We start from the raw sequence: 26,800 nt of genomic DNA, 5'->3' as shown, positions 1-26,800 counted from the left end.
GCGCCCGGCTAGAAAAGATCCAGTTGGGAATCGTCACGCGCCGGTTCGACCCGACGGAAGTGCGACATATCGAGAATGCCGCGGTCACGCCGGTTCAATCCCAGACGGCGCACGGCATTCTGGAAGCGCTGCTTGAGCAGATCCGCCCACAAGCCTTCTCCCTTCATTCGTTTGGAGAAGTCGGAGTCGTAGTCCTTTCCTCCCCGCATATCGCGCACACGGCCCATGACCCGTTCCGCGCGATCGGGAAAATGCGCCGCGAGCCAGTCTTTGAATAGCGGCGCCACTTCCCACGGAAGACGCAGCACGATATAGCTCGCATTGCACGCGCCGGCTTCGGCACATGCCTCCAGCACGCGCTCCATATCCGGTTCGGTGACGAACGGGATCACCGGCGCGATGCTGACGCCGACCGGAATGCCCGCCTCACTCAACGTGCGGATGGTGCGCAAACGGCGCGACGGCGTGGCCGCGCGCGGTTCGAGGGTGCGGGCGATTTCCGCGTCCAAGGTGGTAACGGTGATCGCCGCCATGAATTGACCACGCGCCGCCATTGGCGCGAGCAGATCGAGATCGCGCTCGATCAGCGACGATTTCGTGATCGCCGCAAACGGATGGTTGCGCTCGCCAAGCACCTCCACCACCCGCCGCGTGAGGCGTAAATCGCGCTCGACGGGCTGCCAGGCGTCGGTATTGACACCCAGCGCGATCGGCTCCGGCACGTAGGATTTTTTCGACAGTTCGCGCTGGAGCAATTCCGGCGCGTTCACCTTCGCGTAAATGCGGCTTTCGAAGTCGAGCCCCGGCGACAGCCCCAGATAACTATGCGTGGGCCGCGCAAAACAATAAATACAACCGTGTTCGCAGCCGCGATACGGATTGAGCGACACGCCGAACGGAATGTCCGGCGACGCGTTGCGCGTGAGAATGCTTTTGGCGCGCTCTTCGAACACCTGAGTGCGCAAGGCCTTGGGCTCGCCCTCTTCCTCGGCCGCGGACAGCCAACCGTCGTCCACCGCCTCACGCTGGTCGACTTCGTAGCGGCCTTGCAGATTCGTCACGGCCCCGCGCCCCTTGCGAGGGGTGGGCGGAGCAATCGGAAATTCGGTTGCGAAGCGGATGTGGGAGTTGGTCATGGATAAGCACGCAAAAACGGCGCAAAACACCTGTATAAATATACAGTGTTTACGCCGTTTGTCGAGCCCCGCTTTGCGCGCCGCGCGGCGGTTTATTCGCCGACCGCGATCGTTAGCGTCTCCTTGATCTCTTCCATCACCACATAGCTTTTCGACTGCACCGCGCCGGGCAGTTGCAGCAGGATGTCGCCCAGCAGCTTGCGGTAATCGGCCATTTCGCCGATGCGCGCCTTGATCAGATAGTCGAAGTCGCCCGACACGAGGTGGCATTCCAGCACCTCGGGGATCTTCTGCACCTCGCGGCGGAACTGGTCGAACATGTTGCCGCTTTTGTGGTCCAGCGTGATCTCGACGAACACGAGCAGCGCCGCGCCAAGCTCGGCGGGGTTCACGCGCGCGTGGTAGCCGGTGATCACGCCATCGCGTTCCATTCGCTTGACGCGCTCGATGCACGGCGTAACCGACAGCCCGACCTGTTCCGCGAGGTCTTTCATCGCCATCCTGCCGTCCTGTTGCAGGAGCCGCAGAATCTTGTGATCGAGTTTGTCGAGGGACCGGACCGGTTGGCGTTGTGTACGCATGATGTTTTTGCTGAAAATCCTGAAAATACAATAACAAAAACTGCCTGACTGTTAATAGTATAGCGGTTAACACTGGTTGATCCGCGTTGCACCTCGTTAATCGAATGAATCCAAACGAATCGGCGAGCGCGCCCCGTCCTATCTCTTCCGTTTCCTGGAGCATCTATGCGAGTCGTCGTTTTGGGCAGTGGCGTCGTCGGGGTGACGAGCGCGTACTATCTGGCGCGCGCCGGCCATGAAGTGACCGTCATCGATCGCGAGGCGGGCCCGGCGCTCGAAACCAGTTTCGCCAATGCGGGGCAAATCTCGCCGGGTTACGCGTCGCCGTGGGCCGCGCCGGGCGTGCCGCTGAAAGCCGTCAAATGGATGTTTCAAAAGCATGCGCCGCTGGCCATTCGGCTCGACGGCACGCAATTCCAGTTGCAATGGATGTGGCAGATGCTGCAGAACTGCACGTCGTCGCGTTATGCGGTGAACAAGGGCCGCATGGTCCGGCTCGCCGAATACAGCCGCGACTGCCTGCAGGCGCTGCGCGCCGAAACCGGCCTTCAATACGAAGGGCGCACCGGCGGCACGCTGCAGGTGTTCCGCACCCCGCAGCAATTCGACGGCGCCGCGAAAGACATCGCCGTGCTGCGGGAAGCCAACGTGCCGTTCGAACTGCTGTCGCCGGCCGAACTGGCGCAAGCCGAACCGGCGCTCGCCGCGGTGTCGCACAAGTTGACAGGCGGGCTGCGTCTGCCGGGCGACGAAACCGGCGACTGCCAGATGTTCACCACGCGCCTCGCCGCGCTCGCCGAGCAACTGGGCGTGAAATTCCGCTACAACACGCCGATCGACGCACTCGCGTTGGCGGGCGACCGCATCGCGGGCGTGCAGTGCGGCGGTGAACTGGTGCGCGCCGATTCGTTCGTCGTCGCGCTGGGTTCGTACTCGACCCAATTCCTGTCCGGTCTGGTCAAGATTCCGGTCTATCCGCTCAAGGGTTATTCGATCACCGCGCCAATCGTCAACGAAGCGGCGGCTCCCGTTTCAACCGTGCTCGACGAAACCTACAAGATCGCGATCACGCGTTTCGACAACCGCATTCGCGTCGGCGGCATGGCGGAGATCGTCGGCTTCGATAAATCGTTGCGCGAGGCGCGCCGCGAAACGCTCGAGATGTGCGTAAACGATCTGTTCCCCGGCGGTGGCGATACGTGGAAGGCGAGCTTCTGGACCGGTCTGCGTCCAATGACGCCCGACGGCACGCCGATCGTCGGCCGCACGCCCGTGCCGAACCTGTTTCTGAACACGGGCCACGGCACGCTGGGCTGGACCATGTCGTGCGGCTCGGGCCAGTTGCTCGCCGACGTGATGTCGGGCAAGCAGCCGGCCATCAAGGCGGACGATCTGTCGGTGCATCGCTATCTCGGCGAGACCGGCGGTGCGCATCGGCCGGCTTATGCTTGAGGTTTAGCGCCTGGCGGTTCGCCGGCGGTCCAAAAACAAACGGCGCCTTCAATCAAGGCGCCGTTGTCGTTTAGCTCAAGCGTGCAACGTCAGAACTGGTCTTCCGACAACGCAAGCACGCCCTCGCCGCCCTTCGCATTGACGATCGACGCTTCCAGCGCCGACGCCAGCGGCAACACATGCTCCGCATAAAACTGCGCGGTCGCGATCTTGGCGCCGTAAAACGACGGGTCCTCATCGCGCTTCTGAGCCGCCACGAGCAGCGCGCGCGCCATTTGCCAGCCACCGAGCACGATGCCCGCGAGCTTCAGATACGGCACGCTGCCGGCAAACACCGCGTTCGGATCGCCCTTCGTATTCGCCACAACGAAATCGACCACCGCGCTCAACGAGCGATGTCCCTGCGCCAGATACGTCTTCATCGAATCGAACGCCGCCCCTTGCTGCGAACCCAGCGCCTCCACCGTTCCCGCAATGCCGGCGAGCAGCGACTTTGCCACCTTGCCGCCGTCACGCACGGTCTTGCGGCCGATCAGGTCGTTGGCCTGAATCGCGGTCGTGCCTTCGTAAATCGGCAGAATGCGCGCGTCGCGGTAATACTGCGCGGCGCCCGTTTCCTCGATGAAGCCCATGCCGCCATGCACCTGCACGCCGAGGCTCGCGACGTCGATCGACAACTCCGTGCTCCAGCCCTTCACGATCGGCACGAGAAATTCGTAGATCGCCTGATGTTCGGCGCGCGTGCCTTCGTCGGGATGACGATGCGCGATATCGCAGTGAGCGGCGGCGACATAGGCGAGCGCGCGCGACGCTTCGGTCAGGCCGCGCATCGTCGCCAGCATGCGGCGCACGTCGGGATGCTGAATGATCGCCACCGGCTGCTTCGCGGAGCCATCCACCGGACGGCTTTGCACGCGATCCTTCGCGTACGCCACCGCTTTCTGATACGCGCGGTCCGACACGGCGACCCCCTGCATCCCCACCGCAAAACGCGCCGCGTTCATCATGATGAACATATATTCGAGACCGCGATTTTCCTCGCCGATAAGATGACCGATCGCGCCGCCATGATCGCCGAATTGCAGCACGGCGGTCGGGCTCGCCTTGATGCCGAGCTTGTGCTCGATCGACACGCAATGCACGTCGTTGCGCTCGCCCAGCGAGCCGTCTTCGTTGACGAGAAACTTCGGCACGATGAAGAGCGAAATGCCCTTGACGCCCTCGGGCGCATTCGGCGTGCGCGCCAGCACGAGATGGGCAATGTTCTTCGCCATGTCGTGCTCGCCCCATGTGATGAAGATCTTCGTGCCGAACAGCTTGAACGAACCGTCGCCCTGCGGCTCGGCGCGCGTGCGCACCAGCGCGAGATCGGAGCCGGCTTGCGGCTCGGTCAGGTTCATCGTTCCGGTCCATTCGCCGGAAATCAGCTTGGGCACATAAGTCTGTTTTTGCGCTTCGGCGCCGGCGGTGAGCAGCGCTTCGATCGCGCCGTCGGTCAGCAACGGACACAGCGCGAACGACAGGTTCGACGCGTTGAGCATTTCGACGCAGGGTGTCGCGATCAGCTTCGGCAGGCCCTGGCCTTCGTAGTCGACCGGATGCTGCACGCCTTGCCAGCCGCCTTCGGCGAACTGGCGGAACGCGTCCTTGAAACCCGGCGTGGCGGTGACCGCGCCGTCTTTCCAACTGCTCGGATTGCGATCGCCTTCGACGTTCAGCGGCGCCAGTACTTCGCCGCATAGTTTCGCCGATTCTTCGAGCACGGCCTGAGCCGTGTCGAGGTTCGCGTCCTCGAAGCCCGGCAGCGTCGCGATTTCCTCGAGACCGGCCAGTTCCTTCATCACGAACAGCATGTCCTTGATGGGCGCCGTATAGCTCATTTCAGTTCTCCTCCTGCCTTGATATAAAAAAAGGGCGCCGGACTTGATGGCCCCGCGCCCTTTCCTGTTTTGTCAGACGCCTTTTACGGCGCTGCGGCGTTTAGCCGAGCTCACCGACGAGTTCAGGCACAAGCGTGAACAGGTCGCCCACCAGACCATAATCGGCGACGCTGAAAATCGGCGCTTCCGGGTCCTTGTTGATCGCGACGATCACCTTGCTGTCCTTCATGCCCGCCAGATGCTGGATCGCACCCGAGATGCCGACCGCGATGTACAACTGCGGCGCGACGATCTTGCCGGTCTGCCCGACCTGGTAGTCGTTCGGCACGAAGCCCGCATCGACCGCCGCGCGCGAGGCGCCCAGCGCCGCGTTCAGCCTGTCGGCCAGCGGCTCGAGCACCTTCGTATAGTTTTCGCCATTGCCCAGACCGCGGCCGCCCGAGACGATGATCTTCGCCGAGGTCAGTTCGGGACGGTCCAGCTTCGTCAGTTCACGGCTCACGAACTGCGAGATACCCTGGTCCGCCGCGGCGTCGATCTTTTCCACCACTGCATTGCCGCCTTCGGCCGCGACCGCATCGAAACCGGTCGTGCGCACGGTGATGACCTTGATCGCGTCCTGCGACTGCACCGTGGCGATCGCGTTGCCCGCATAGATCGGGCGCTCGAACGTGTCGGCCGAATCCACCGCGGTGATGTCGCTGATCTGCGCGACGTCCAGCTTCGCGGCGATACGCGGCGTGATGTTCTTGCCGTAAGGCGTCGCCGGCGCGAGGATGTGCGTGTACTCTTTCGCGATGTCGAGCACCGTCGCCTCGACGTTTTCCGCGAGGCCCGCTTCGAGTTGCGGCGCGTCGGCCAGCAATACCTTCGATACACCCGCGATCTTCGCGGCCTCGTCCGCCGCGGCCTGCGCGTCGTAGCCCGCCACCAGCACGTGAATGTCGCCGCCGATCTTCTGCGCCGCTGCGATCGTGTTCAGCGTCGCCGGCTTGATCGATGCGTTGTCGTGTTCTGCCAATACAAGATTCGTCATTTGCCCTGTCTCCGCGTTTTACTTAAAGCACCTTGGCTTCGTTCTTCAGCTTCTCGACCAGCGTCTTCACATCCGCCACCTTCACGCCAGCGGAGCGCTTCGGCGGCTCGGCCACTTTCAGCGTCTTCAGGCGCGGCGTGACGTCAACACCGAGGTCCTCGGGCTTGAGCGTTTCCAGCGGCTTCTTCTTCGCCTTCATGATGTTCGGCAGCGTCACGTAGCGCGGCTCGTTCAGGCGCAGATCGGTCGTGACCACGGCGGGCAGCTTGAGCGACAGCGTCTCGGCACCGCCGTCCACTTCGCGCGACACGGTGGCCCTGCCGTCGGCCACGACAACCTTCGACGCAAACGTCGCTTGCGGCAGGCTGGCGAGCGCGGCGAGCATCTGGCCGGTCTGGTTGGAATCGTCGTCGATGGCCTGTTTGCCGAGGATGACCAGTTGCGGCTGCTCCCGGTCGACCAGCGCCTTCAGCAGCTTGGCGACCGCCAGCGGCTGCAGTTCCTCATTCGATTCGATCAGCACGGCGCGGTCCGCGCCGATCGCGAGCGCCGTGCGCAGCGTTTCCTGCGACTGCGTGACGCCGCACGACACCGCGATCACCTCGGTCGCCACGCCCGCTTCCTTCAGACGCACCGCCTCTTCCACCGCGATTTCGTCGAACGGATTCATCGACATTTTCACGTTCGCGATGTCGACGCCCGTGCCGTCCGACTTCACCCGGACTTTCACGTTGTAATCGACCACTCTCTTGACTGGCACCAGGATTTTCATGCACACGCTCCAAAGTTACGAATACGTCAACCCAGCGAACATTATAACGACTGCCCTTGCGGGAGCCTTGTCGCGGGTGCTTTAGCAGGAGGATATCGCTCCCCAGCGGCGTGACGGCAATAGCGAACGATCGTTCTATTTTAATCACGAAAAAAACCGGGTGACAACCCCGGGCTCCGATTCACGACTCTAAATTCGCATTGCCGTCGTGCTTGCCATGTTCACATGGCTGCCGGATTCACCAGGCGGTAATCACCGCGCCGCCGAACTTGCCTTCAACGAACTGCTTCACTTCCGGCGAGTGATACGCCGCAACCAGCTTGGCGACCCACGGCTTGTTCCTGTCGGCTTCGCGAATCGCGATGATGTTCACGTACGGCCCCTTCGGATCTTCGATCGCAATGGCGTCCTGTTTGGGCTTGAGACCCGCTTCCATCGCGAAGTTCGTGTTGATCGCGGCCGCTTCCACGTCGTTCAGCGAACGCGGAATCTGCGCGGCGTCGAGTTCGACGATCTTCAGCTTCTTCGGATTCTCGACGATGTCGAGCGGCGTCGCCTTCAGCCCCGCGTCGGCGCGCAATTTCAGCAGACCCTGCTTTTGCAGCAGCAAGAGTGCCCGGCCGCCATTGGTCGGATCGTTCGGCACCGCGATCTTCGCGCCCGGCTGCAGTTCGGCCAGCGTCTTCACCTTCTTCGAATAGATGCCCATCGGATAGGTGACCGTGTCGGCGACGCGAATCAGCTTGTAGCCGCGGTCCTTCACCTGGGCCTGCAAGTACGGCTCGTGCTGGTAGCTGTTCGCGTCCAGGTCGCCGCCGGCGAGTGCGGCGTTGGGCTGCACGTAGTCGGAGAATTCGACGACCTTGATGTTCAGACCGTTCTTCGCCGCGACCGTCTTCACGACCTCCATGATCTGCGCGTGCGGACCGCCGGTGACGCCGACCTTGATCGTGTCTTCAGCATGAGCCGCCGTGGTGGCGGCGAACAGCGAGGCGGCGCCGAGCGCGGCGGCCAGCTTGAGGATGAAACGACGTTGCATGATGGACCTTCCGAATCTATCGACTCTGTTTAGCGGGCAACGATGGCCCCTGTTTATTTATGGCTCAAACGACGCACGAGCCAATCCCCGAACGACTGCACCAGTTGCACGAAGACGATCAGAATCACCACGACCGTCAGCATGACCTCCGGCAAAAACCGCTGATATCCGTAACGAATGCCCAGATCGCCGAGTCCGCCGCCGCCGATCGCGCCGGCCATCGCCGAATAGCCGACCAGCGACACGAACGTGATCGTCAAACCGGCGACCACGCCCGGCAACGATTCCGGCAGCAGCACCTTGAAAACAATCTGGCTGGTGGTCGCGCCCATCGCCTGCGCGGCTTCGATCAGGCCGCGGTCGACTTCACGCAGCGCGGTCTCGACCAGACGCGCGATGAACGGTGCGGCCGCGATCGTCAACGGCACCACGGCGGCGGCCGTGCCGATCGACGAACCCACCACCAACCGGGTAAACGGAATCACCGCGACCAGCAAAATGATGAACGGCGTCGACCGCACCGCATTGACCACCACGCCCATCGCGCGATTCACCGCGACGTTCTGCAACACGCCCTGACGGTCCGTCAGATACAGCAGCACGCCGAGCGGCAAGCCCACCAATGCGCCGACCAGTCCGGAAATGCCCACCATCACGAGCGTTTCCCAGAACGACTGGACGAACATATCCAGCATTTCACTCAACATACGAGAGCTCCTCCACCACCACACCCTGTTCACGCAGATACGTCAGCGCCTGCGCCACCTTCTCCGGTTGGCCGCCCGCGAGCACCGCGAGCGAGCCGAACGCCTGCCCCTGGATCTCGTCGATCTGGCCGTGCAGGATGTTGAAGTCGAGCTCGTAACGGCGAATCGTCTCGGACAGTATCGGCTGATCGACGCCCGAGCCGGTGAACGCGAGACGCAGCAGATGACCGCTGCCCGTCTTCAAGCGCTCGGCCACGCGCGCCTTCATGGCGGGCAGCAATTCCTGCGCGATCACGTCGCCGATCAGCGCGCGCGTGACTTCGTGATGCGGCTGCAGGAACACGTCGATCACCTTGCCCTGCTCGACCACGCGGCCCGCGTCCAGCACCGCGACGCGGTCGCAGACCTGCTTGATCACGTCCATCTGGTGGGTGATCAGTACGATCGTCAGGTTCAGTTCGCGATTGATGCGCTTGAGCAGATCGAGAATCGAGCGTGTGGTTTCCGGATCGAGCGCGGAGGTCGCTTCGTCGGAGAGCAGCACTTTCGGCTTGCTCGCCAGCGCGCGCGCAATGCCGACGCGTTGCTTCTGCCCGCCGCTGATCTGCGCCGGATACCGATCCTTCTGCGCCGACAGGCCCACCAGGTCGAGCAGCGGCACCACGTTCGCCTCGATCTCGTCGCGCTTCAGGCCGGCGAGTTCGAGCGGCAGCGCCACGTTCTCGTACACCGTGCGCGACGACAGCAGGTTGAAGTGCTGGAAGATCATGCCGATTTCGCGGCGCGCCTCGCGCAATTGCGCGGCGGGCAGCGTGGTGAGATCGCGGCCGTTGACGACGATGTTGCCTTCGGTGGGCCGTGTCAGCAGATTGATGGTGCGCACGAGCGTACTTTTGCCCGCACCGCTGCGCCCGATGATGCCGAACACTTCGCCCGGCGGAATCGACAGATTGACGTTGTGCAGCGCTTCGACCCAGCCCCGGGGTCCGGCGAACCGCTGGGAGATATTGCGTATTTCGATCATGGAAAAACGAAACGGCGGAGTTTGTCGGCGAGCGTTGAATGCTCCCGGCAAGCGGCCGCCGTTGCTTTTATTAGGATTTGAGCCGGCAATTCTACCGCAGCCCCGACATCCCCTTTAATAATCAATTACGATCTTTTCATAACCAGACGGCATTAAAGCGCTACCCCGGATAAGCAACGATCGCGCGCGCGGGTTCGCTGCGGCTATGATCGGACGGAGTCAACGCAGGACACACCTCGGACACGACATGGCAGCCATGGAGACAATCCCCACCGGCAATGCAAGGCCCGCCGCAGGCGCCCGCAAAGGCGGCGCCGCGCAGCGCTCGACGGTTACGACAAGCGACGGCGTCGACCTGCCGTTGTATCGCTGGCCGGCCACCGCGCCCCTGCGCGCCACGGTCGCGCTGCTGCACGGGCTCACGGAACACGCCGGGCGTTACGCGGCGCTCGCGGATCGGCTGAACCCGGCCGGCATCGAACTGGTCGCCGTCGATTTGCGCGGACATGGGCTGGCGCCGGGCAAGCGCGCGCGAATCCGCCGCTTCGACGACTATCTGCTCGACGCCCAGGCTTTGCTCGATGCGGCTGCCACGAGTTGCGCACCGCTCTTTCTAATGGGCCATAGCATGGGCGGCGCAATCGCGGCGCTCTACGCGATCGAGCGGCTGGACGCGAGCGGGCGTCGCTTGAGCGGACTGATTTTGTCGAGCCCCGCGCTCGCGCCACGGCACGACGTTCCGCGTTGGATGCTCGGCTTGAGCCAGTTGATCAGCCGCGTATGGCCGGGTTTCCCGGCGATGAAAATCGACGCCGCCTTGCTCTCGCGCCTTCAGCCGGTGGTGAACGCCAATCGCAACGATCCGCTCGTTCATCACGGCTCGATTCCGGCGCGCACCGGCGCGGAACTGCTGCTGGCGATGGCGCGAATCGAACTCGGCCGCGCGAGCCTGCGCGTGCCGTTATTGGTCTATCACGGCACGGCGGACAAGCTCACCGAACCCGAAGGCAGCCGCGCATTCGGCCAGCACGCGGGCTCGCCGGACAAGACGCTCACGCTGCACGAAGGCAGTTATCACGAGACGATGAACGATATGGACCGCGATCGGGTGATCGGGCAATTGATCGAATGGATCGAAGCGCGGGTTCCGAAGCCCTGAGCGTGTGATGGTTTTCGCAGCACAGGCTGCGATGCGAAACGCGTTGAACGCCGCCGCGCCGGAGGTCGGCGGATACGTTGCTCACGCCGCTCAACGCTTCCAGTCGGGCGGGCGTTTGTCGATGAATGCCTGCACGCCTTCGAGCGCCGATTCATCCATCATGTTGCAGGCCATCGTCTGGCCGGCGAGCTGGTAAGCCGCTTCAACGCCCATTTCCAGTTGCCGGTAGAACAGGTCCTTGCCGGCGCTCACGGCTTCCACGGGTTTCGCGCAGATGCGGGTGGCGAGCCGCGCGACTTCGGCGTCGAGCGCGTCCGCCGGAACCACGCGGTTGACGAGCCCTTGCTGCTGCGCTTGCGCCGCGTCGATGAAATCGCCGGTGAGCAGCATTTCGAGCGCCGCCTTGCGTGACAGATTGCGCGACAGCGGCACTGAAGGCGTCGCGCAGAACAGCCCCAGATTGACGCCCGACACGGCAAAACGCGCTGTCTCGGCGGCGACCGCCAGATCGCACATCGCGACCAGTTGACAACCGGCCGCCGTGGCGATGCCGTGCACACGCGCGATCACCGGTTGCGGCAAGCGCTGGATCGTCAGCATCAGCTTCGTGCAGCGCGCGAACAGCGCCTGGTAATAAGCCAGCGACGGCGCCGCGCGCATTTCCTTCAGATCGTGTCCCGCGCAGAACGCGCGGCCCGCGCCGGCGATCACGACTACGCGCGCGTCCGTCCGCGCGATGTCGGTCAATGCTTGTTGCAGGTCGTCGAGCAAGGCTTCGGAGAGCGCGTTGAAGGCATCGGGCCGGTTCATCGTCAGGCGCACGACGCCCGCCACGCCATATGCGTCGCGTTCGATCTCCACCAGTGACGCGCTGCGGATCTCGGCGTTCATGGCTCGCTCCTCATTACGTTGATGCGGCTTGCGCGGTTCGCGCGCCGCCGCGCGTCAGATTCCGGCCAACGCCCGCACGTGCGCGACCACGCTGCGCCCGAGCGCCGACAGGTTATAGCCGCCTTCGAGACAACTGACGATCCGGCCACGCGCATAGCGTTTGGCGATTTCGCGCACCTGGTCGGTGATCCACGCGTAGTCGTCCTCGACGAGGCCCATGTTGCCGAGATCGTCCTCGCGATGCGCGTCGAAACCGGCGGAGATGAAGATCATCTCGGGCTTGAAGTCATGGAGACGCGGCAGCCACAGCAGGTCGACCGCCTCGCGCACGGCCATGCCTTTCGAGCGCGCCGGCATCGGCACGTTGCACATGTTGGGCGCCTGATTCTCGGCGCCGGTGTACGGATAGAACGGATGCTGGAAGATGCTGCACATCAGCACGCGCGAATCGCCGGAGAAGGCCGCTTCCGTGCCGTTGCCGTGATGAACGTCGAAGTCGATGATCGCGACCCGCTGCAAGCCGTGCACTTCGAGCGCATGACGCGCGGCGATCGCCACGTTGTTGAAGAAGCAGAAGCCCATCGCGCGCGCCGGTTCCGCATGGTGGCCGGGCGGGCGCACGCTGCAGAAGGCGTTGTCGAAACGGCCTTCGATCACGGCATCGGTCGCGGCCACCGCGGCGCCCGCCGCGCGCAACGCGGCTCGCAGGGTATGCGGATTCATCGACGTATCGGGGTCGATCTCGGCGAGGCCTTCGGCGGGCGAACAGTTGCGGATGTAGTCGATGTGCGCCTGCGTATGCACGCGCAGGAGCGCGGCTTCCTCGGCGAGCGGCGGCGACTCGCGCTCGATCAGCGAGTCGATGCGGCTCGCGATAAGCTGGTCTTCGATTGCCTGCAGGCGCGCCGGGCATTCGGGATGCCATTGCCCCATATCGTGCAGCAGACAGTCGGCGTGGGAATAAAAGCCTGTTGCCATGATCCTCTTGCGCGGCGCGGCGCCTCGAGGCGCGCGCGGCGTGTCTCCGTAGAGGGCGCGCGCCCTCGGCGCGCCAACATTTATCAACTTACCACACGAGGCGGGTGTGACGTGTCCGGCACAGTTTTGCGGAAGGCGTCGGGTATACTGCCCCGAACCGTTTTCCCTGTCTGTTTTCCTGTCTCTTTCGCACTGCGCCCCCAGCTCACTATGACCGTCAAGCTTGCCCTGTCTGCACGAAACCGGCTACGCATCAAGACTCTCGCCGCCGCCCTCTCCGTCGCATCGTGCATGTTCATGGCAACCAGTCCGGCGATAGCGCAGAACGCCGGCAAAAAACCACCGCTGCTCGTGCAAAGCCAACCGCAACCCGCGGTGCAGCAAGGGCAAACTTTCGAAGAAGAAATCATCCCGCAGCGCTACGCGAACAATCCCAATGTCGACGCGTTCATCAACGACATGGTCGCGCGCTACGACTTCGACGAAGCCGCGCTGCACGCGCTCTTTGCCGGCGTGAGTTATTCGGCGACCGCGGTCAAGCTCGTGACGCCGTCGCCCACGCCCTCGGTCAAGAACTGGCGCGCGTATCAGTCGCGCTTTCTCGACCAGGTTCGGATCAACGCGGGCGTGCGCTTCTGGCGCGCCAATCAGGCGACGCTGCAACGCGCCTACGAAGAGTTCGGCGTGCCGCCGGAAGTGATCGTCGGCATCATCGGCGTGGAGACGATTTACGGGCGTTTCATGGGCAACTTCCGCGTGCTCGATGCGCTCACCACGCTGACCTTCGACTATCCCGACACCGCCAACCGCGCTGACCGTCAGGCGACCTTCCGCAAGAATCTCGAAGATTACCTGGTGTGGACGCACGATGCGCAGATCGATCCCAACACGGTACTCGGTTCCTACACGGGTGCGATCGGTATTCCGCAATTCCTGCCGAGCAGCATCGTGCAATACGCGGTGAACTATGACGGTAACAAGCGCATCGATCTGCGCACGAGCGAGGCGGATGCGATCGGCAGCGTGGCGAATTACCTGCGGCAACACGGCTGGGAAAACGGCCGGCCGGTGGTATGGAAGATCGGCACCGACGCCGGCAGCCTGGGCGTTGCGCAAGCCGCCGCCGACGGCCAGCCCGAGCCGCACTGGCCGCTCGACCAATTGCTGCGCGCCGGGCTGCTGCTGAACGAACCGCAAGTGAATGTCGCCTCGGAAGCCGGCACGCCGGTAACGATCGTGGATCTGCCGTCGCCTGGGCGCGGCACCGAGTACATGCTGGGCCTGAAGAATTTCTATGTGCTGACGCGCTACAACCGCAGCTTCTTTTACGCCCTCGCGGTGTATCAGTTGGGCGAACGGGTCAAGGCGCAGATGGCCTCGAGCGATGCGGTGAATGGCAATGGCAATGGCAATGGCAATGCTGCCGTGCCCGGTGCGGCTTCGCAATGAGCCGCGGGCGTTGATTCCCGCGGGCTTGTGAAAAAAAAGCGCCGGTTTTGCCGGCGCTTTTTTGTTGGGCTCGTGTGACCCATGCAGACGTGCATTCGGGAATGTGGGCGTGCTTGCGCGCGCAAACGAATCCGCGCCCTCCTCCGCTTACGCCGGAAACACCCCGGTCGACAGATACCGGTCGCCGCGATCGCAAACGATGAATACGATTGTCGCGTTCTCGACCTGACGCGCGATGCGCAATGCCACTTCACACGCGCCGCCCGACGAGATGCCGGCGAAGATGCCTTCGACCGACGCCATGCGCCGCGCCATCGCTTCGGCGGCGGCCTGGCTCACGTTCTCGACACGATCCACGCGGCTGCGGTCGAAAATCTTCGGCAGATACGCTTCCGGCCATTTGCGGATGCCCGGGATGCGCGAACCTTCTTCCGGCTGCGCGCCGATGATCTCGATCGCCTGGTTCTGTTCTTTCAGGTAAGTCGACACGCCCATGATCGTGCCGGTCGTGCCCATCGACGATACGAAGTGTGTGATGCGCCCTTCCGTATCGCGCCAGATTTCCGGGCCGGTGCCTTCGATGTGCGAGGCCGGATTGTCCGGATTCGCGAACTGGTCGAGGATGATGCCCTTGCCTTCGCGCTGCATCTGCTCGGCCAGGTCGCGCGCGTATTCCATGCCGCCGGTGACCGGCGTCAAGACGATCTGCGCGCCGTACGCGGCCATGCTTTGACGGCGCTCCACCGACAAGTCCTCCGGCATGATCAACACCATCTTGTAGCCGCGGACCGCGGCCGCCATCGCGAGCGCGATGCCGGTGTTGCCGCTGGTCGCTTCGATCAGCGTATCGCCCGGCTTGATGCGGCCACGCGCTTCCGCTTTCTTGATCATCGACAGCGCCGGACGGTCCTTCACCGAACCCGCGGGGTTATTGCCCTCGAGCTTCGCAAGGACCACGTTGTTGCGGCTGCGGATCTCGTCGTCGGGAAGCCGGACGAGTTGCACGAGCGGCGTATTGCCGATCGTGTCTTCAATCGTTTTGTAAGCCATATGGATTTTGAACTGTCGATGCGCGGAGTCTTGATTCATCGATTCTAAACTACCGTGCCCGCCGCTGCCGCGCGGCCCTTCTGACCGCATGGATGCAGGCGTTCACCGGCGAGGGCGCGCGAAGCTCGGGGCAAGCGAGCATGACGCCCCGCGTCGAACCGAAAAAACCATGGAAAGCCGCCGCTCGATCCACGCAAAAAGCCCGCGGCCGAGAACCGCGGGAGCCAGTCATCTGCATGACAGCTGAAGGAGTGCTCTTACCAACTCCAACCATGAAGGGAACGACAGTGACGGGCCGCGTGCGCGGGTGACCCTGCCCGCGCACGGCCCGCCTCAGGCTACTTCTTCACCGCCACCGTGGCGTTGCTCTTTTGGGCGTTGCCCGCATTCGCCGCATTAGCCGCATTCGTCGAAACGGCCGGCTCCCTGGCCTGTGCAGACGCCGCAGCCTGCGTGCCAGCAGCCGCGCCAGCCGGACCGACAGCGAGACCCTCCGCCTGCAGGCGCTCGACGGTATGCCCGCCCATGCCCTTGACGCGCTTGCCGAGATCGGCCGGGTCTTTGAACGGACCATGCGCTGTACGCTCGTCGAGAATGGCTTTCGCTTTGGCGGGACCGATGCCCTTGATGCCGCGCAGCGCGTCCTCGTTAGCCGTATTGACGTCGACCGCCGCATACGCGTGGCCGAAAGCGGCCAGCATGGCCGCGGTAACCAGAATTTTTCGAAACATATGGAACCTCCCTCGTACAACCGGTTGGCGACCATCACCAACCGGGAGATTCCAGTAAAGAGGTACTCGAAAAATTTACACCTGGCCGAATAGCCAACGTACGTAGTGATCGACACCTTCCTGAACGCTCAGGAACGGCGCGTCGTAACCGGCCGCGCGCAGCTTCGACTGATCGGCTTGCGTGAAGCACTGGTATTTGCCGCGCAATGCATCGGGGAACGGAATGTATTCGATCAACCCGCGCTGCACCTGATCGGCGAGCGACAACGGCGGCTCGTTGTTCAGCGAGCGCAGCGTGTTGACGACCGTCGTGGCGATGTCGTTGAAGGGCTGCGCGCGACCGCTGCCCAGATTGAAGATGCCCGACTTGTCAGGGTTGTCGAAGAAGAACAGGTTGACCTTCACCACGTCTTCAACAGAGACGAAGTCGCGCGTCTGTTCGCCCGCGGCATAGCCGTTGTATTCGCCGAACAGCTTCACCTTGCCCTCGGCGCGGAACTGGTTGAAGTTGTGAAACGCCACCGACGCCATGCGCGCCTTATGCGTTTCGCGCGGGCCGTATACGTTGAAATAGCGGAAGCCGGCAATCTGGCTTTTCGCGCCGGGCAGCACGCGGCGAATCACCTGGTCGAACAGGAATTTCGAATAGCCGTATACGTTCAGCGGCTGCTCGACCTCGCGCTCCTCGACGAAGCGGCTCGACCCGCCATACGTGGCCGCCGACGACGCGTACAGAAACTGGATGTTCTGCGCGAGGCAGACATCGAGCACGTCGCGGCTGTAGCGGAAATTGTTGTCCATCATGTAGCGGCCGTCGGTTTCCATCGTGTCCGAGCAGGCGCCTTCGTGGAAAATCGCGCGCACCTTGCCGAAGTCGCCCCGCTTGAAGCGTTCGACGAATTCGGTCTTGTCGACGTAATCCTCGATCTCGCAATCGACGAGGTTCTTGAACTTGTCGGCGCGTGTTAGATTGTCGACCGCGATGATGCGTTGCTCGCCGCGCTCGTTGAGCGCCTTCACGAGATTGCTGCCGATAAAGCCGGCCGCGCCGGTGACGATGAGAGTCATGATGAGCCTGCGGTAATGAGCTTTGCATGGGATCGGAGCCAGCGCTCAAGCGCTAACCCCGATCGACAGCTTCGGTTGACGCCCCGCGGATCCCTTTTGCGCGCCGTCAACCAGCGCGAAGCGAGGGACCGGCGGGCCGCATCAATCAAGGAAAGAGTTCGTCGTAGTCGACGGTGGCGGTGCCGAGCTTGCCGACCACGATGCCGGCCGCGCGATTCGCGAGCCCGACCGCCTCGATCAACGTGAGACCCGCGCCGAGCATGGCGGCGAGCGTGGCAATCACGGTGTCGCCCGCACCCGAAACATCATACACTTCGCGCGCGACGGCCGAAGCGTGCAGGATGCCGTCGTCGGAGAAGAGCGTCATGCCCTCTTCCGAACGCGTGAGCAGCAACGCCTTGAACTGCAAATCGGCGCGCAGCTTCGTCACACGCGCGATCAGATCTTCTTCCGACTTCCATTGCCCGACGACCTCGCGCAACTCGGCGCGGTTCGGCGTGATCAACGTCGCGCCGCGATAGCGGTCCCAGTCGTCGCCCTTCGGATCGACCAGCACCGGCTTGCCCGCCGCATGCGCCTTCGCGATCATCTGCGTGACATGCGTGAGGCCGCCCTTCGCGTAGTCGGACATGAGGATCACGTCGTGCGAGGGCAGCAGGTCGTCGAAACGCTGGAGGCCCGCGAGCAGCACTTCGTGCGCCGGCGTGTTTTCGAAGTCGACACGCAGCAACTGCTGCTGACGCGACAGCACGCGCAGTTTGATAGTGGTGAGTAGATCCGGATCGCGTTCGAGATGCGGCGTCACGCCGCTTTCGCTGAGCAACTGCACGATGCGCTCGCCGGGTTCGTCGTGGCCGACCACGCACAGCAAGCCCGCCTGCGCGCCGAGGGCGACCGCGTTGCGCGCGACGTTCGCCGCGCCGCCGAGGCGGTCTTCCTGCCGCTGCACGTGCACCACGGGCACCGGCGCTTCCGGCGAAATGCGGTTCACGTCGCCGAACCAGTAGCGATCGAGCATCACGTCGCCGACCACCAGCACGCGGGCGGCACCGAGCTGTTTGCGCGGCACCACGGTCAGCGTCGGCGCGAGTGAGGACACAGCGGCCTCAGGCATCGTCTGAGACATCGGCCGAGATTCCAGAGGGTTGGGCATAAGGGCGTCCAATCGAGTGATAGTCGATGCCGAGTTCGGTCATCGCATCCGGTTCGTAGAGGTTGCGGCCGTCGAAAATCAGCGGCGACTTCAGCACCGATTTCAGGTGCACGAAATCCGGACTCTTGAATTCCTTCCATTCGGTCACGATCACGAGCGCGTCGGCGCCGGTGAGCGTTTCGTCCTGCGTATTCGTGAACGTGAGACGCGCAAGCTGGTCCGGCGCATCATGCAGATCCATCGCGAACACGCGGCGCGCTTCGGCTACCGCGACGGGGTCGTATGCGCGTACCTGCGCGCCGCGCTTGAGCAATTCGGCGATCACGCGGCGGCTCGGCGCCTCGCGCATGTCGTCGGTATTCGGTTTGAACGCGAGCCCCCACACGGCGAACGTGCGGCCGCTCAGGTCCTCGCCGAGCGTGGCGGTGACCTTTTGCACCAGCACGTCTTTCTGCCTGTGGTTCACTTCCTCGACCGCTTCGAGAATGCGCAGGTTGTGGCCGCTTTCGCTGGCGGTGCGAATCAGCGCCTGCACGTCCTTCGGGAAACACGAACCGCCGTAGCCCGCGCCGGCATACAGAAAGTGATAGCCGATGCGTGGGTCCGAGCCGATGCCGCGGCGCACCGCTTCGATGTCCGCGCCGACCCGATCCGCGAGATTCGACATCTCGTTCATGAACGAGATGCGCGTGGCGAGCATCGCATTGGCCGCGTACTTGGTGAATTCGGCCGAGCGCACGTCCATCGTCAGCGTGCGTTCGTGATTGCGGTTGAACGGCGTGTACAGACGCTTCATCAGTTCCCGCGCGCGCAGACCGGCTTCGTCGTCGTCGCTGCCGAGCACGATGCGGTCGGGCCGCATGAAATCGTCGACGGCCGCGCCTTCCTTCAGAAACTCAGGATTGGAGACCACCGAGAAGCGATGCTGCGCGCTGTTCGCGAGCCCCCGCTTCGCCAGTTCTTCTTCCACCACGGCTCGCACGCGCTGCGCGGTGCCGACCGGCACCGTCGATTTGTCGACGATCACCTTGAAGCCGTTCATCGTGCGGCCGATGTTGCGCGCCGCTTCGAGCACGTATTGCAGATCGGCCGAGCCGTCTTCGTCGGGCGGCGTGCCGACCGCGATGAACTGCACGTCGCCGTGCGCCACGCTCGCCGCGATATCGGTCGAAAACGTGATGCGCCCCGCCGCGCGTGTGCGGGCGATGATCTCCTGCAAGCCCGGCTCGTGGATCGGCACACCGCCGTTGTTCAGGATGTCGATCTTGCGCTGATCGACGTCGAGGCAAAAAACGTCGTTGCCGAGTTCAGCGAGGCACGCGCCTGTGACGAGGCCGACATAGCCGGTGCCGATAATGGTGATTTTCATACGCTTTCCGGTGGAAGATTCCGGTGATGATTCCCGGCGATGAAGCCGGTCAAGAACACGCCGCGAGATCCGCCCGCGCGGCCGCTGCTGCCATTCGCGCGGCGAGATGGCTGCCGCACCCACGTAGAGACCGACGTTGGCACGGCCCCCGTCGGGGCGTCAGTTCGATGTCGTGATCGGTTCGACTCGACGCGGCGCGTAGGTTTCCCAACCGCTGCAACCGGGGCACTGCCAATAGAATAGCCGCGCCCTGAAACCGCAATTCTGGCACGTGTAGCGCGGCAGATTCTTGGTGCGCTGACGAATCAGCGTGCGCATCAGTTCGAGTTCGCTGCGCCGCGGCTCTTCGGCGACGGCTTGCTGTGCCTCCAGAAGACGCGTCATGCCCGCGAGATTCGGCGACTTCTGCATCTGCGAGCGTGCCAGCGCGTGCGCCGCATCGGGGCCGCGCAGCGACGCGACGTGCTGATACGCGACGTCGAGCAGGTCGTTCGAGGGATAGCGGTCCACCCACGTGGTGAGCAGGTCGGCGCCGTCCTGAGGACGGCCGAGCGCATCGTAAGCCTTCATCAGCTTTTCGGCGACGAGCGGCAGATACGCCGGATTCTGCTCCTCGACGCGCCGCCACTGCGCGATGGCCGCTTCTTGCGCACCGCCGGCCGCGTCGACATCGCCGAACAGGATCGTGGCGCGCACGTTGGTCGGATTCGCTTTCAAGGCGAGGCCGAGTTGTCGGCGCGCCTCATCCGGGTTTTGCTGTTGCAGCGCTTCCTGGGCGAGTTCGCAATGGAATTGCGCGATCTCCTTGTCGAGCGATTCCGAACCCATGGTTTCCAGATGACGCGCGGTGTCGATCGACTTGATCCAGTCCTTCTCGATTTCGTAGATGGTGAGAAGCGCGCGTTGCGCGCCCAGCGCATAGTCGCCGGTCTCGAGCGAACGGAAGGTTTCCTCGGCGCGATCGAGCAGGCCCGCTTTCAGAAAGTCTTGCCCCAGTTCGTAGAGCGCGTGATCGCGCTCGCTGACCGGCAGATCGGCACGGCTCAGCAGGTTTTGATGCACGCGAATCGCGCGGTCGGTTTCGCCGCGGCGGCGAAACAGATTGCCGAGCGCGAAGTGCAACTCGATCGTTTCCGGATCGAGCTTGACGACTTCGATGAAGGCGTCGATCGCCTGGTCCGGCTGCTCGTTGAGCAGGAAGTTCAGGCCGCGAAAATACGAGCGCGGCAAGTTGGCGCTTTCCGACAGCAGCGTCTTGAGGTCGTAGCGCGCAGCCATCCAGCCGAACGCGAATGCGACGGGTATGACCAGCAGCCACCAGAAGTCTAGATCCATGCGATTGATGCAAACGTGCGGGAAAGCGAAAACGGAAAGCCGCGCCCACCAAGGCGCGCGGCGGAAGACAACTTAGATCAGCGGCGGCATGGGCGGCTGTTCGACCACCACCGGGGCCTCGCGCGCCACGCGCAACTCACGCTTGAGCCGGCCGTTTTCCATGCGCAGGCGCAGCATGGCCGGCAGCGACGACACGAGCCCGGCCACCAGCCCCACCACGAAGAACGCCAGGCCGATCAGGATCAAGGGCGCCGACCACGCGTAGCCAGCGAGGAAATTCAGCGTAGCAGGTTGTGTATTGGAGAGCGCGAGCACCAGCAGCAGCACGAACACCAGCACCCGGATCAGCCAAACGATAAATTTCATGAATAGGTCTCTTGACGGCAGTTGCGGGGTGACGCCGGCTTGATGACGCGTCGCGCCACGGTGTTGCCCGCGCCGAAGTGACCCGTATTGTAATTGAAGCCCTCGCGGCTGGGCAGGAACTGGCCGATTGTGGGCTTACGCGAGGTTTATTTTGCGGTGGGCGAAAAAAAAGCGCCCGAAGGCGCTTTTCTGTTTTTTTGCCGACTGGCTCGAGCCGCTGACGCTACCAAGGCCACGCTGCTTATCACCCAGCCTGGCATTTAGAGATCGTCGTCCGGCTCTTCAGCCTTCAGCGGCTCTCCCGCACGGCGATCTACCCGCTCGCGCAATTCCTTGCCCGGTTTGAAATGCGGTACGTGTTTCTCAGGTACCAGCACCTTCTCTCCCGACTTTGGGTTACGCCCGACACGGGAGGGACGACGGTTGAGACCGAAGCTGCCGAAGCCGCGAATTTCGATGCGATGACCTTTGGCAAGCGCCTCCGACATCGCATCAAGCATCGTCTTCACCGCGAAGTCCGCATCTTTGAGTACAAGCTGCGGGAATCGCGTAGCCAGCTGGGCGACCAATTCCGATTTGGTCATACTGCAGCAGACCTCTTAAGAAAACGCCGGGCCGCCCCCAATTTTTCCGTTCCGCAGGTGGTCCCCTTGCGGGACTGGTACGAAGCGACAGGGTTGGGGGCGCTCCTCAATTACTGGTTCTGACCGTCGAGCTTGGCCTTCAGCAACGCGCCAAGGTTCGTCGTGCCGGTGGCAGCCGAGCCCGAATCCGACGAAGCCAGGCCGCGGATCGCTTCCTGTTGTTCAGCCGAATCCTTGGCCTTGATCGACAGGTTGATACCACGCGACTTGCGATCGATGTTGATGATCATCGCGTTGACCTTGTCGCCTTCCTTCAGCACGTTGCGAGCGTCTTCCACGCGGTCTTGTGCGATTTCGGAAGCGCGCAGGTAACCTTCGACTTCAGCCGACAGCTGAACCACTGCACCCTTCGCGTCCACCGTCTTGACCACGCCGTCGACGATCGAACCCTTGTCGTTCATTGCAACGAAGTTGCTGAACGGGTCGCCTTCGAGCTGCTTGATACCCAGCGAAATGCGTTCCTTCTCGACGTCGATGCCAAGAACGATCGCTTCCACTTCGTCGCCCTTCTTGTACTTGCGAACCGCTTCTTCGCCCGTTTCGCTCCACGACAGGTCCGACAGATGAACCAGACCGTCGATGCCGCCCGGCAGACCGATGAAGACGCCGAAGTCGGTGATCGACTTGATTGCGCCTTGCAGCTTGTCGCCCTTCTTGAAGTTGCGGCTGAAGTCGTCCCACGGATTCGGCTTGCACTGCTTCATGCCGAGGCTGATACGGCGGCGGTCTTCGTCGATTTCGAGAACCATGACTTCGACTTCGTCGCCCAGCTGTACAACCTTCGACGGTGCAACGTTCTTGTTCGTCCAGTCCATTTCCGACACGTGGACGAGGCCTTCGATGCCCGATTCCACTTCGACGAATGCGCCGTAGTCGGTGATGTTCGTGACCTTACCGAACAGACGCGTGCCCGACGGGTAACGGCGCGAGATGCCTTCCCACGGGTCGTCGCCCAGTTGCTTGATGCCCAGCGAAACGCGGTTCTTCTCTTGATCGAACTTGAGGATCTTCGCGGTGACTTCCTGGCCAACCGACAGCACTTCGCTCGGGTGACGCACACGACGCCATGCGATGTCGGTGATGTGCAGCAGGCCGTCGATACCGCCGAGGTCCACGAACGCGCCGTAGTCGGTGATGTTCTTCACCACGCCTTCGACGATCGCGCCTTCCTTCAGCGTTTCGAGCAGCTTTGCGCGCTCTTCGCCTTGGGTTGCTTCGATCACGGCACGGCGCGACAGCACGACGTTGTTACGCTTGCGGTCGAGCTTGATGACGCGGAATTCCAGCGTCTTGCCTTCGTACGGGGTCGTGTCCTTGACCGGACGCGTATCGACCAGCGAGCCCGGCAGGAATGCGCGGATGCCGTTGACCATGACGGTCATGCCGCCCTTGACCTTGCCCGTGATCGTGCCGGTCACGAGTTCGTTGTTGTCGAGCGCTTTTTCCAGCGACAGCCACGAAGCCAGACGCTTCGCCTTGTCGCGCGACAGGATCGTGTCGCCATAGCCGTTTTCCAGCGCGTCGATCGCGACGGAAACGAAGTCGCCCGCCTGCACTTCTACCTCGCCCGCGTCGTTCAGGAACTCTTCGAGCGGGATGTAGGCTTCGGACTTGAGACCAGCGTTGACGACCACGAAGTTGTGGTCGACACGCACGACTTCGGCGGAAATCACTTCGCCGGCGCGCATGTCTTGCTTGGTCAGCGACTCTTCGAACAGAGCCGCAAAAGATTCGGTATTCGGGGTAGAGGTTTGCAGGTCGGACATAAAAATCAAAATTTGCATGGTTCTCGCGGTGCCCGGCTGGCCGGACGGTCAGCAACTTCGGCGAAGAAGGCGAATGCCACGCGGGGTTAAAGGGTTAAAACACGCTCCACGACGATCGCGGAGCACCTACTGATTACGCTACTTCTACTGCGCCCGCTGCTTATGCACAATGCGTACATTCATCAGGCATGCGGGACTAACGCTTCGTACCACTGCACCACTTGCTCAACCGCCTCGTCGATCGACAATGCGGAGGTATCAAGCAGCTTTGCATCCGCTGCGGGCTTGAGCGGCGCGGCAATGCGCTGACTGTCACGCTCGTCGCGCTCACGCAAATCCCGGAGCAAGTCATCTATATTAGCAGAAAACCCTTTTTGGATCAATTGCTTATGCCGTCGCGCCGCGCGGGCCTCGACGCTGGCGGTCATGAATACCTTCAGCACGGCGTCCTGGAAGATCACTGTGCCCATGTCGCGGCCGTCGGCAACCAGGCCCGGTTCCTTGCGGAACGCCCGCTGACGCGCCACCAGCGCGGCTCGCACGGGTGCGTGCACGGCGATCGCGGAAGCGCGGCTGCCGACTTCCTCGGCGCGGATGTCGGCGGAAACGTCGACACCGTCGAGTTGCGCCAGCCCCTCGCGAAACGTGATGTGCAGATCGTCGATGAGTTTTACAAGAGCGTCGGGATCATCCGCCCCGATGTCGTAGCGCAGGCTCGCGAGCGCCGCGAGCCGGTACAGCGCGCCGCTGTCGAGCAGGTGGAAACCGAGGCTCGCGGCAACCAGCGCAGCCACGGTGCCTTTGCCGGAGGCACTCGGGCCGTCGATCGTAATGACGGGCGTCTGGTGAAAGGGACGGGTCGGTTTCATCGAAAAAGTCGCACGTCAGTCGATTCGGGTCGAATCAGGGTTGGGCAAGCGCGGTAAAGCGCTCGAAATAATCAGGAAACGTCTTGCCGACGCACTTGGGGTCGTTGATCCGGACCGGCACGCCGCCGAGGCTCACCAGCGAGAAGCACATGGCCATGCGGTGATCGTCGTAGGTGTCGATCGCGGCATTCGGAATCAACTTTTCAGGCGGCGTGACGACGAGGAAATCCTCGCCCTCCTGCACCTTCGCGCCGACCTTGCGCAGTTCGGTCGCCATCGCGGCGATCCGGTCGGTTTCCTTCACGCGCCAGCTGGCGATATTGCGCAGCGTGGTCGTGCCGTCCGCGAACAACGCCGCGACGGCGATCGTCATCGCCGCGTCGGGAATCAGGTTGAAGTCCATGTCGATCGGCTCGAGTTTGCCGTTGTCGTGGCCGACGCCGCGCACCTCGATCCAGTCGTCGCCCATCTGCAGGTTCGCACCCATCCGGATGAGCGCATCGGCGAAGCCGACGTCGCCCTGAATACTGGCCCGCCCCACGCCCTCCACCCGCAGCGGCCCGCCGCCGAGTGCGCCGGCCGCGAGAAAATACGACGCCGACGACGCATCGCCTTCCACCATGATCGTGCCCGGCGACTGATATCGCTGCCCCGCCGGAACGACGAACTGATGCCAGCCGTGGCGCTCGACCTCGATGCCGAAGCGCGCCATCAGCTTGATCGTGATCTCGATGTACGGCTTCGAGATCAGCTCGCCGTCCACCTGCACGGTGCTCACGCCGCTTTCGGTGCGCAGAAGCGGCAACGTCATTAGAAGCGAAGTCAGGAACTGGCTCGACACGTCGCCGCGTACGCGAATCGGCGCCTCGGCCGAAATCTGCGCCGGGCGAATCCGCAGCGGCGGATAACCTTCGTTCTCTTCGTAGTCGATCCTCGCGCCGATCTGCCGCAAACCGTCCACCAGATCGCCGATCGGCCGCTCGTGCATGCGCGGCACGCCATGAATGCGGTAGTCGCCGCCGTTCACGGCCAACGCCGCGGTCAGCGGACGCACAGCCGTGCCGGCGTTGCCGAGGAACAGATCAGCCGTGCGCGCCGTGAATGCGCCGCGCGTGCCCGTCACGACGCACGTGTCGCCCTCGCGCTTCAGACGCACGCCGAGCTTTTCGAGCGCCTCGAGCATGACGCGCGTGTCGTCGGAGTCGAGCAGATTCGTAATCGTGGTTTCGCCTTCGGCAAGCGCGGCGAGCAGCAGCACCCGATTCGAAATGCTCTTCGAGCCGGGCAGCCGGATCGTGCCGGACGCACGGGAAAATGGTCCGAGATCGAGGAATTCCATGATTGTGTCCAGTTCCGGTTATTTCGACGCGTCGCTGTTGCTCACGCCCGCAGCGCGCTGTTCCTGCCATTCGGTGCGCGCCACGCGCGAGCGCGCGAACACGGCTTCGAGGGCGGCGCCGTCGGCGGTTTCGATCGCCGCGCGCAAGCGCGCGAGCACCGCCGTGTAGGCGTCGAGTTCATCCAGCAACGCGGCGCGATTCGCGACGCACACGTCGCGCCACATTTCCGGGCTTGACGCGGCGATGCGCGTGAAGTCACGGAAACCACCGGCGGCGAATGAAAATTTCAACGCGGCGTCGGGCGAATTGAGAATCTGCTCGACGAGCGCAAACGACAACACATGCGGCAAATGGCTGACCGACGCCAACACGCGGTCGTGCTGCGCCGGGGTCATGTCACGCACGACGGCGCCGGTGGCACGCCACATCGCCGCAACGCGCTCCACCGCTTGGGGCGTGTTCTCCGGCAACGGGCACAACACGACATTGCGGTCGACATACAGGTCGGGCAATGCCGCATCGACGCCGCTCGCTTCACGGCCGGCAATTGGATGCCCCGGCACGAACTGGCCGATGCGCGCGCCGAGCGCCGCGCGGGCCGCCGCGACGACATCCGACTTGGTGCTGCCGGCGTCGGTGACGATCGTGGCCGCGTCGAGAAACGGCGCGATGCGCTCGAGCAACGGCTGCGTCTGCGCGACGGGCGCCGCGAGCAGCACGAAATCGGCGCCGGACAGCGCTTCACGCAACGCGGCGTCGTCATTCAACGCCGCGGCGCCGTCGATCACACCGAGTTCCAAAGCCCGCGCGCTCGACGCGGCCGAACGCCCGACACCGATCACCGCGCGCGCGCCCACCGCCGCGCCCCGCTCGCGCAGCGAGCGCGCAAGCGATCCGCCGATCAGGCCGACCCCAAAAATCACCAGCTTGTTAAAAGAAAACGCGGCCACGTCGGTCACAGAAAAAGCGCGCCTTGATGCCAATGAGGCGCGCGGGTCAAGGATT

General features: G+C 63.3%; 25 protein-coding genes. 3 read left to right on the top strand and 22 right to left on the bottom strand.

Going from position 1 to position 26,800, the window contains the following annotated elements:
* Positions 1-8: 8 nt before the first annotated feature.
* A complete protein-coding gene (locus tag ACTJLC_RS13300) occupies positions 9-1,136 on the bottom strand; it encodes a PA0069 family radical SAM protein (protein ID WP_073427189.1) in 1,128 nt (375 codons plus the stop codon).
* A gap of 92 nt (positions 1,137-1,228) precedes the next feature.
* Positions 1,229-1,717 carry an Lrp/AsnC ligand binding domain-containing protein gene (locus ACTJLC_RS13295; RefSeq protein ID WP_073427188.1) on the bottom strand — a complete coding sequence of 163 codons (489 nt, stop codon included), beginning with the start codon at positions 1,715-1,717 and terminating at the stop codon, positions 1,229-1,231.
* 165 nt (positions 1,718-1,882) lie between these two features.
* On the opposite strand from ACTJLC_RS13295, the gene ACTJLC_RS13290 reads away from it, so the two are divergent.
* Entirely contained in the window at positions 1,883-3,169 is a 1,287-nt protein-coding gene (locus tag ACTJLC_RS13290) for a D-amino acid dehydrogenase (RefSeq protein ID WP_440844199.1), read from the top strand.
* Positions 3,170-3,258: 89 nt separating this feature from the next.
* Here the strand turns inward: ACTJLC_RS13290 and ACTJLC_RS13285 are convergent, their stop codons facing one another.
* From ACTJLC_RS13285 to ACTJLC_RS13260, 6 genes are all read right to left on the bottom strand, one after another.
* Positions 3,259-5,049, bottom strand: a complete 1,791-nt coding sequence (locus ACTJLC_RS13285; RefSeq protein WP_440844197.1) for an acyl-CoA dehydrogenase — start codon at positions 5,047-5,049, stop codon at positions 3,259-3,261.
* 100 nt (positions 5,050-5,149) lie between these two features.
* Positions 5,150-6,085, bottom strand: coding sequence for an electron transfer flavoprotein subunit alpha/FixB family protein (locus ACTJLC_RS13280; protein WP_310130228.1), 936 nt, complete (start codon positions 6,083-6,085; stop codon positions 5,150-5,152).
* Between the two features lie 22 nt (positions 6,086-6,107).
* Positions 6,108-6,857 (bottom strand): electron transfer flavoprotein subunit beta/FixA family protein, encoded by a 750-nt coding sequence (locus ACTJLC_RS13275; protein ID WP_073427184.1) that lies wholly within the window; start codon positions 6,855-6,857, stop codon positions 6,108-6,110.
* A gap of 238 nt (positions 6,858-7,095) precedes the next feature.
* Positions 7,096-7,896 (bottom strand): MetQ/NlpA family ABC transporter substrate-binding protein, encoded by an 801-nt coding sequence (locus ACTJLC_RS13270; RefSeq protein ID WP_073427183.1) that lies wholly within the window; start codon positions 7,894-7,896, stop codon positions 7,096-7,098.
* Between the two features lie 53 nt (positions 7,897-7,949).
* The gene (locus tag ACTJLC_RS13265) at positions 7,950-8,603 is read right to left on the bottom strand and encodes a methionine ABC transporter permease (protein WP_073427182.1); all 654 of its coding nucleotides are present in this window, start codon (positions 8,601-8,603) and stop codon (positions 7,950-7,952) included.
* Positions 8,593-9,627 (bottom strand): methionine ABC transporter ATP-binding protein, encoded by a 1,035-nt coding sequence (locus tag ACTJLC_RS13260; protein WP_440844193.1) that lies wholly within the window; start codon positions 9,625-9,627, stop codon positions 8,593-8,595. Before ACTJLC_RS13260 ends, ACTJLC_RS13265 begins: the two co-directional genes overlap by 11 nt.
* A 256-nt stretch (positions 9,628-9,883) precedes the next feature.
* On the opposite strand from ACTJLC_RS13260, the gene ACTJLC_RS13255 reads away from it, so the two are divergent.
* On the top strand, positions 9,884-10,786 hold the full coding sequence (locus tag ACTJLC_RS13255) for a lysophospholipase (RefSeq protein WP_440844191.1): 903 nt from the start codon (positions 9,884-9,886) through the stop codon (positions 10,784-10,786).
* Positions 10,787-10,876: 90 nt separating this feature from the next.
* Here ACTJLC_RS13255 and ACTJLC_RS13250 read toward each other — a convergent pair whose 3' ends face one another.
* Positions 10,877-11,677 carry an enoyl-CoA hydratase gene (locus tag ACTJLC_RS13250; protein ID WP_440844189.1) on the bottom strand — a complete coding sequence of 267 codons (801 nt, stop codon included), beginning with the start codon at positions 11,675-11,677 and terminating at the stop codon, positions 10,877-10,879.
* Positions 11,678-11,731: 54 nt separating this feature from the next.
* On the bottom strand, positions 11,732-12,655 hold the full coding sequence (locus ACTJLC_RS13245) for a histone deacetylase family protein (RefSeq protein ID WP_440844187.1): 924 nt from the start codon (positions 12,653-12,655) through the stop codon (positions 11,732-11,734).
* Positions 12,656-12,865: 210 nt separating this feature from the next.
* Here ACTJLC_RS13245 and mltB point away from each other — a divergent pair, with 210 nt between their 5' ends.
* Positions 12,866-14,104, top strand: coding sequence for a lytic murein transglycosylase B (mltB, locus tag ACTJLC_RS13240; protein ID WP_440844185.1), 1,239 nt, complete (start codon positions 12,866-12,868; stop codon positions 14,102-14,104).
* 147 nt (positions 14,105-14,251) lie between these two features.
* Here mltB and cysM read toward each other — a convergent pair whose 3' ends face one another.
* The 12 genes from cysM to ACTJLC_RS13180 all read right to left on the bottom strand — a co-directional run bounded on the left by cysM (position 14,252) and on the right by ACTJLC_RS13180 (position 26,754).
* A complete protein-coding gene (cysM, locus tag ACTJLC_RS13235; RefSeq protein ID WP_073427176.1) occupies positions 14,252-15,154 on the bottom strand; it encodes a cysteine synthase CysM in 903 nt (300 codons plus the stop codon).
* 338 nt (positions 15,155-15,492) lie between these two features.
* Entirely contained in the window at positions 15,493-15,885 is a 393-nt protein-coding gene (locus tag ACTJLC_RS13230; RefSeq protein ID WP_154873354.1) for a ComEA family DNA-binding protein, read from the bottom strand.
* A 75-nt stretch (positions 15,886-15,960) separates the two neighbouring features.
* Complete coding sequence (gene rfaD / locus ACTJLC_RS13225) at positions 15,961-16,953, bottom strand: ADP-glyceromanno-heptose 6-epimerase (RefSeq protein WP_310130218.1); 993 nt, start codon at positions 16,951-16,953, stop codon at positions 15,961-15,963.
* A 145-nt stretch (positions 16,954-17,098) separates the two neighbouring features.
* Positions 17,099-18,106 carry a D-glycero-beta-D-manno-heptose-7-phosphate kinase gene (gene rfaE1, locus ACTJLC_RS13220; protein ID WP_114163023.1) on the bottom strand — a complete coding sequence of 336 codons (1,008 nt, stop codon included), beginning with the start codon at positions 18,104-18,106 and terminating at the stop codon, positions 17,099-17,101.
* Entirely contained in the window at positions 18,060-19,475 is a 1,416-nt protein-coding gene (locus tag ACTJLC_RS13215; RefSeq protein WP_154873355.1) for a UDP-glucose dehydrogenase family protein, read from the bottom strand. Before ACTJLC_RS13215 ends, rfaE1 begins: the two co-directional genes overlap by 47 nt.
* Positions 19,476-19,634: 159 nt before the next feature.
* Positions 19,635-20,810: a lipopolysaccharide assembly protein LapB gene (gene lapB / locus ACTJLC_RS13210; protein ID WP_073427171.1), complete on the bottom strand. Its 1,176-nt coding sequence runs from the start codon at positions 20,808-20,810 to the stop codon at positions 19,635-19,637.
* 72 nt (positions 20,811-20,882) lie between these two features.
* Complete coding sequence (locus tag ACTJLC_RS13205; protein ID WP_073427170.1) at positions 20,883-21,176, bottom strand: LapA family protein; 294 nt, start codon at positions 21,174-21,176, stop codon at positions 20,883-20,885.
* A 260-nt stretch (positions 21,177-21,436) separates the two neighbouring features.
* Positions 21,437-21,760 carry an integration host factor subunit beta gene (locus tag ACTJLC_RS13200; protein ID WP_073427169.1) on the bottom strand — a complete coding sequence of 108 codons (324 nt, stop codon included), beginning with the start codon at positions 21,758-21,760 and terminating at the stop codon, positions 21,437-21,439.
* Positions 21,761-21,870: 110 nt separating this feature from the next.
* On the bottom strand, positions 21,871-23,604 hold the full coding sequence (gene rpsA, locus ACTJLC_RS13195) for a 30S ribosomal protein S1 (RefSeq protein WP_073427168.1): 1,734 nt from the start codon (positions 23,602-23,604) through the stop codon (positions 21,871-21,873).
* A gap of 164 nt (positions 23,605-23,768) precedes the next feature.
* On the bottom strand, positions 23,769-24,455 hold the full coding sequence (gene cmk / locus ACTJLC_RS13190; protein WP_073427167.1) for a (d)CMP kinase: 687 nt from the start codon (positions 24,453-24,455) through the stop codon (positions 23,769-23,771).
* 34 nt (positions 24,456-24,489) lie between these two features.
* Complete coding sequence (gene aroA, locus ACTJLC_RS13185) at positions 24,490-25,794, bottom strand: 3-phosphoshikimate 1-carboxyvinyltransferase (protein ID WP_073427166.1); 1,305 nt, start codon at positions 25,792-25,794, stop codon at positions 24,490-24,492.
* 18 nt (positions 25,795-25,812) lie between these two features.
* Positions 25,813-26,754 (bottom strand): prephenate dehydrogenase, encoded by a 942-nt coding sequence (locus ACTJLC_RS13180; RefSeq protein WP_310130210.1) that lies wholly within the window; start codon positions 26,752-26,754, stop codon positions 25,813-25,815.
* Positions 26,755-26,800: the final 46 nt, after the last annotated feature.

The organism is Paraburkholderia sp. 22099 (genome assembly GCF_052045835.1).
Taxonomy (GTDB): Bacteria; Pseudomonadota; Gammaproteobacteria; order Burkholderiales; family Burkholderiaceae; genus Paraburkholderia; species Paraburkholderia terricola.
Note: the sequence above shows the minus strand (reverse complement) of the source record. Positions and strands in the feature narration are given on the sequence as shown.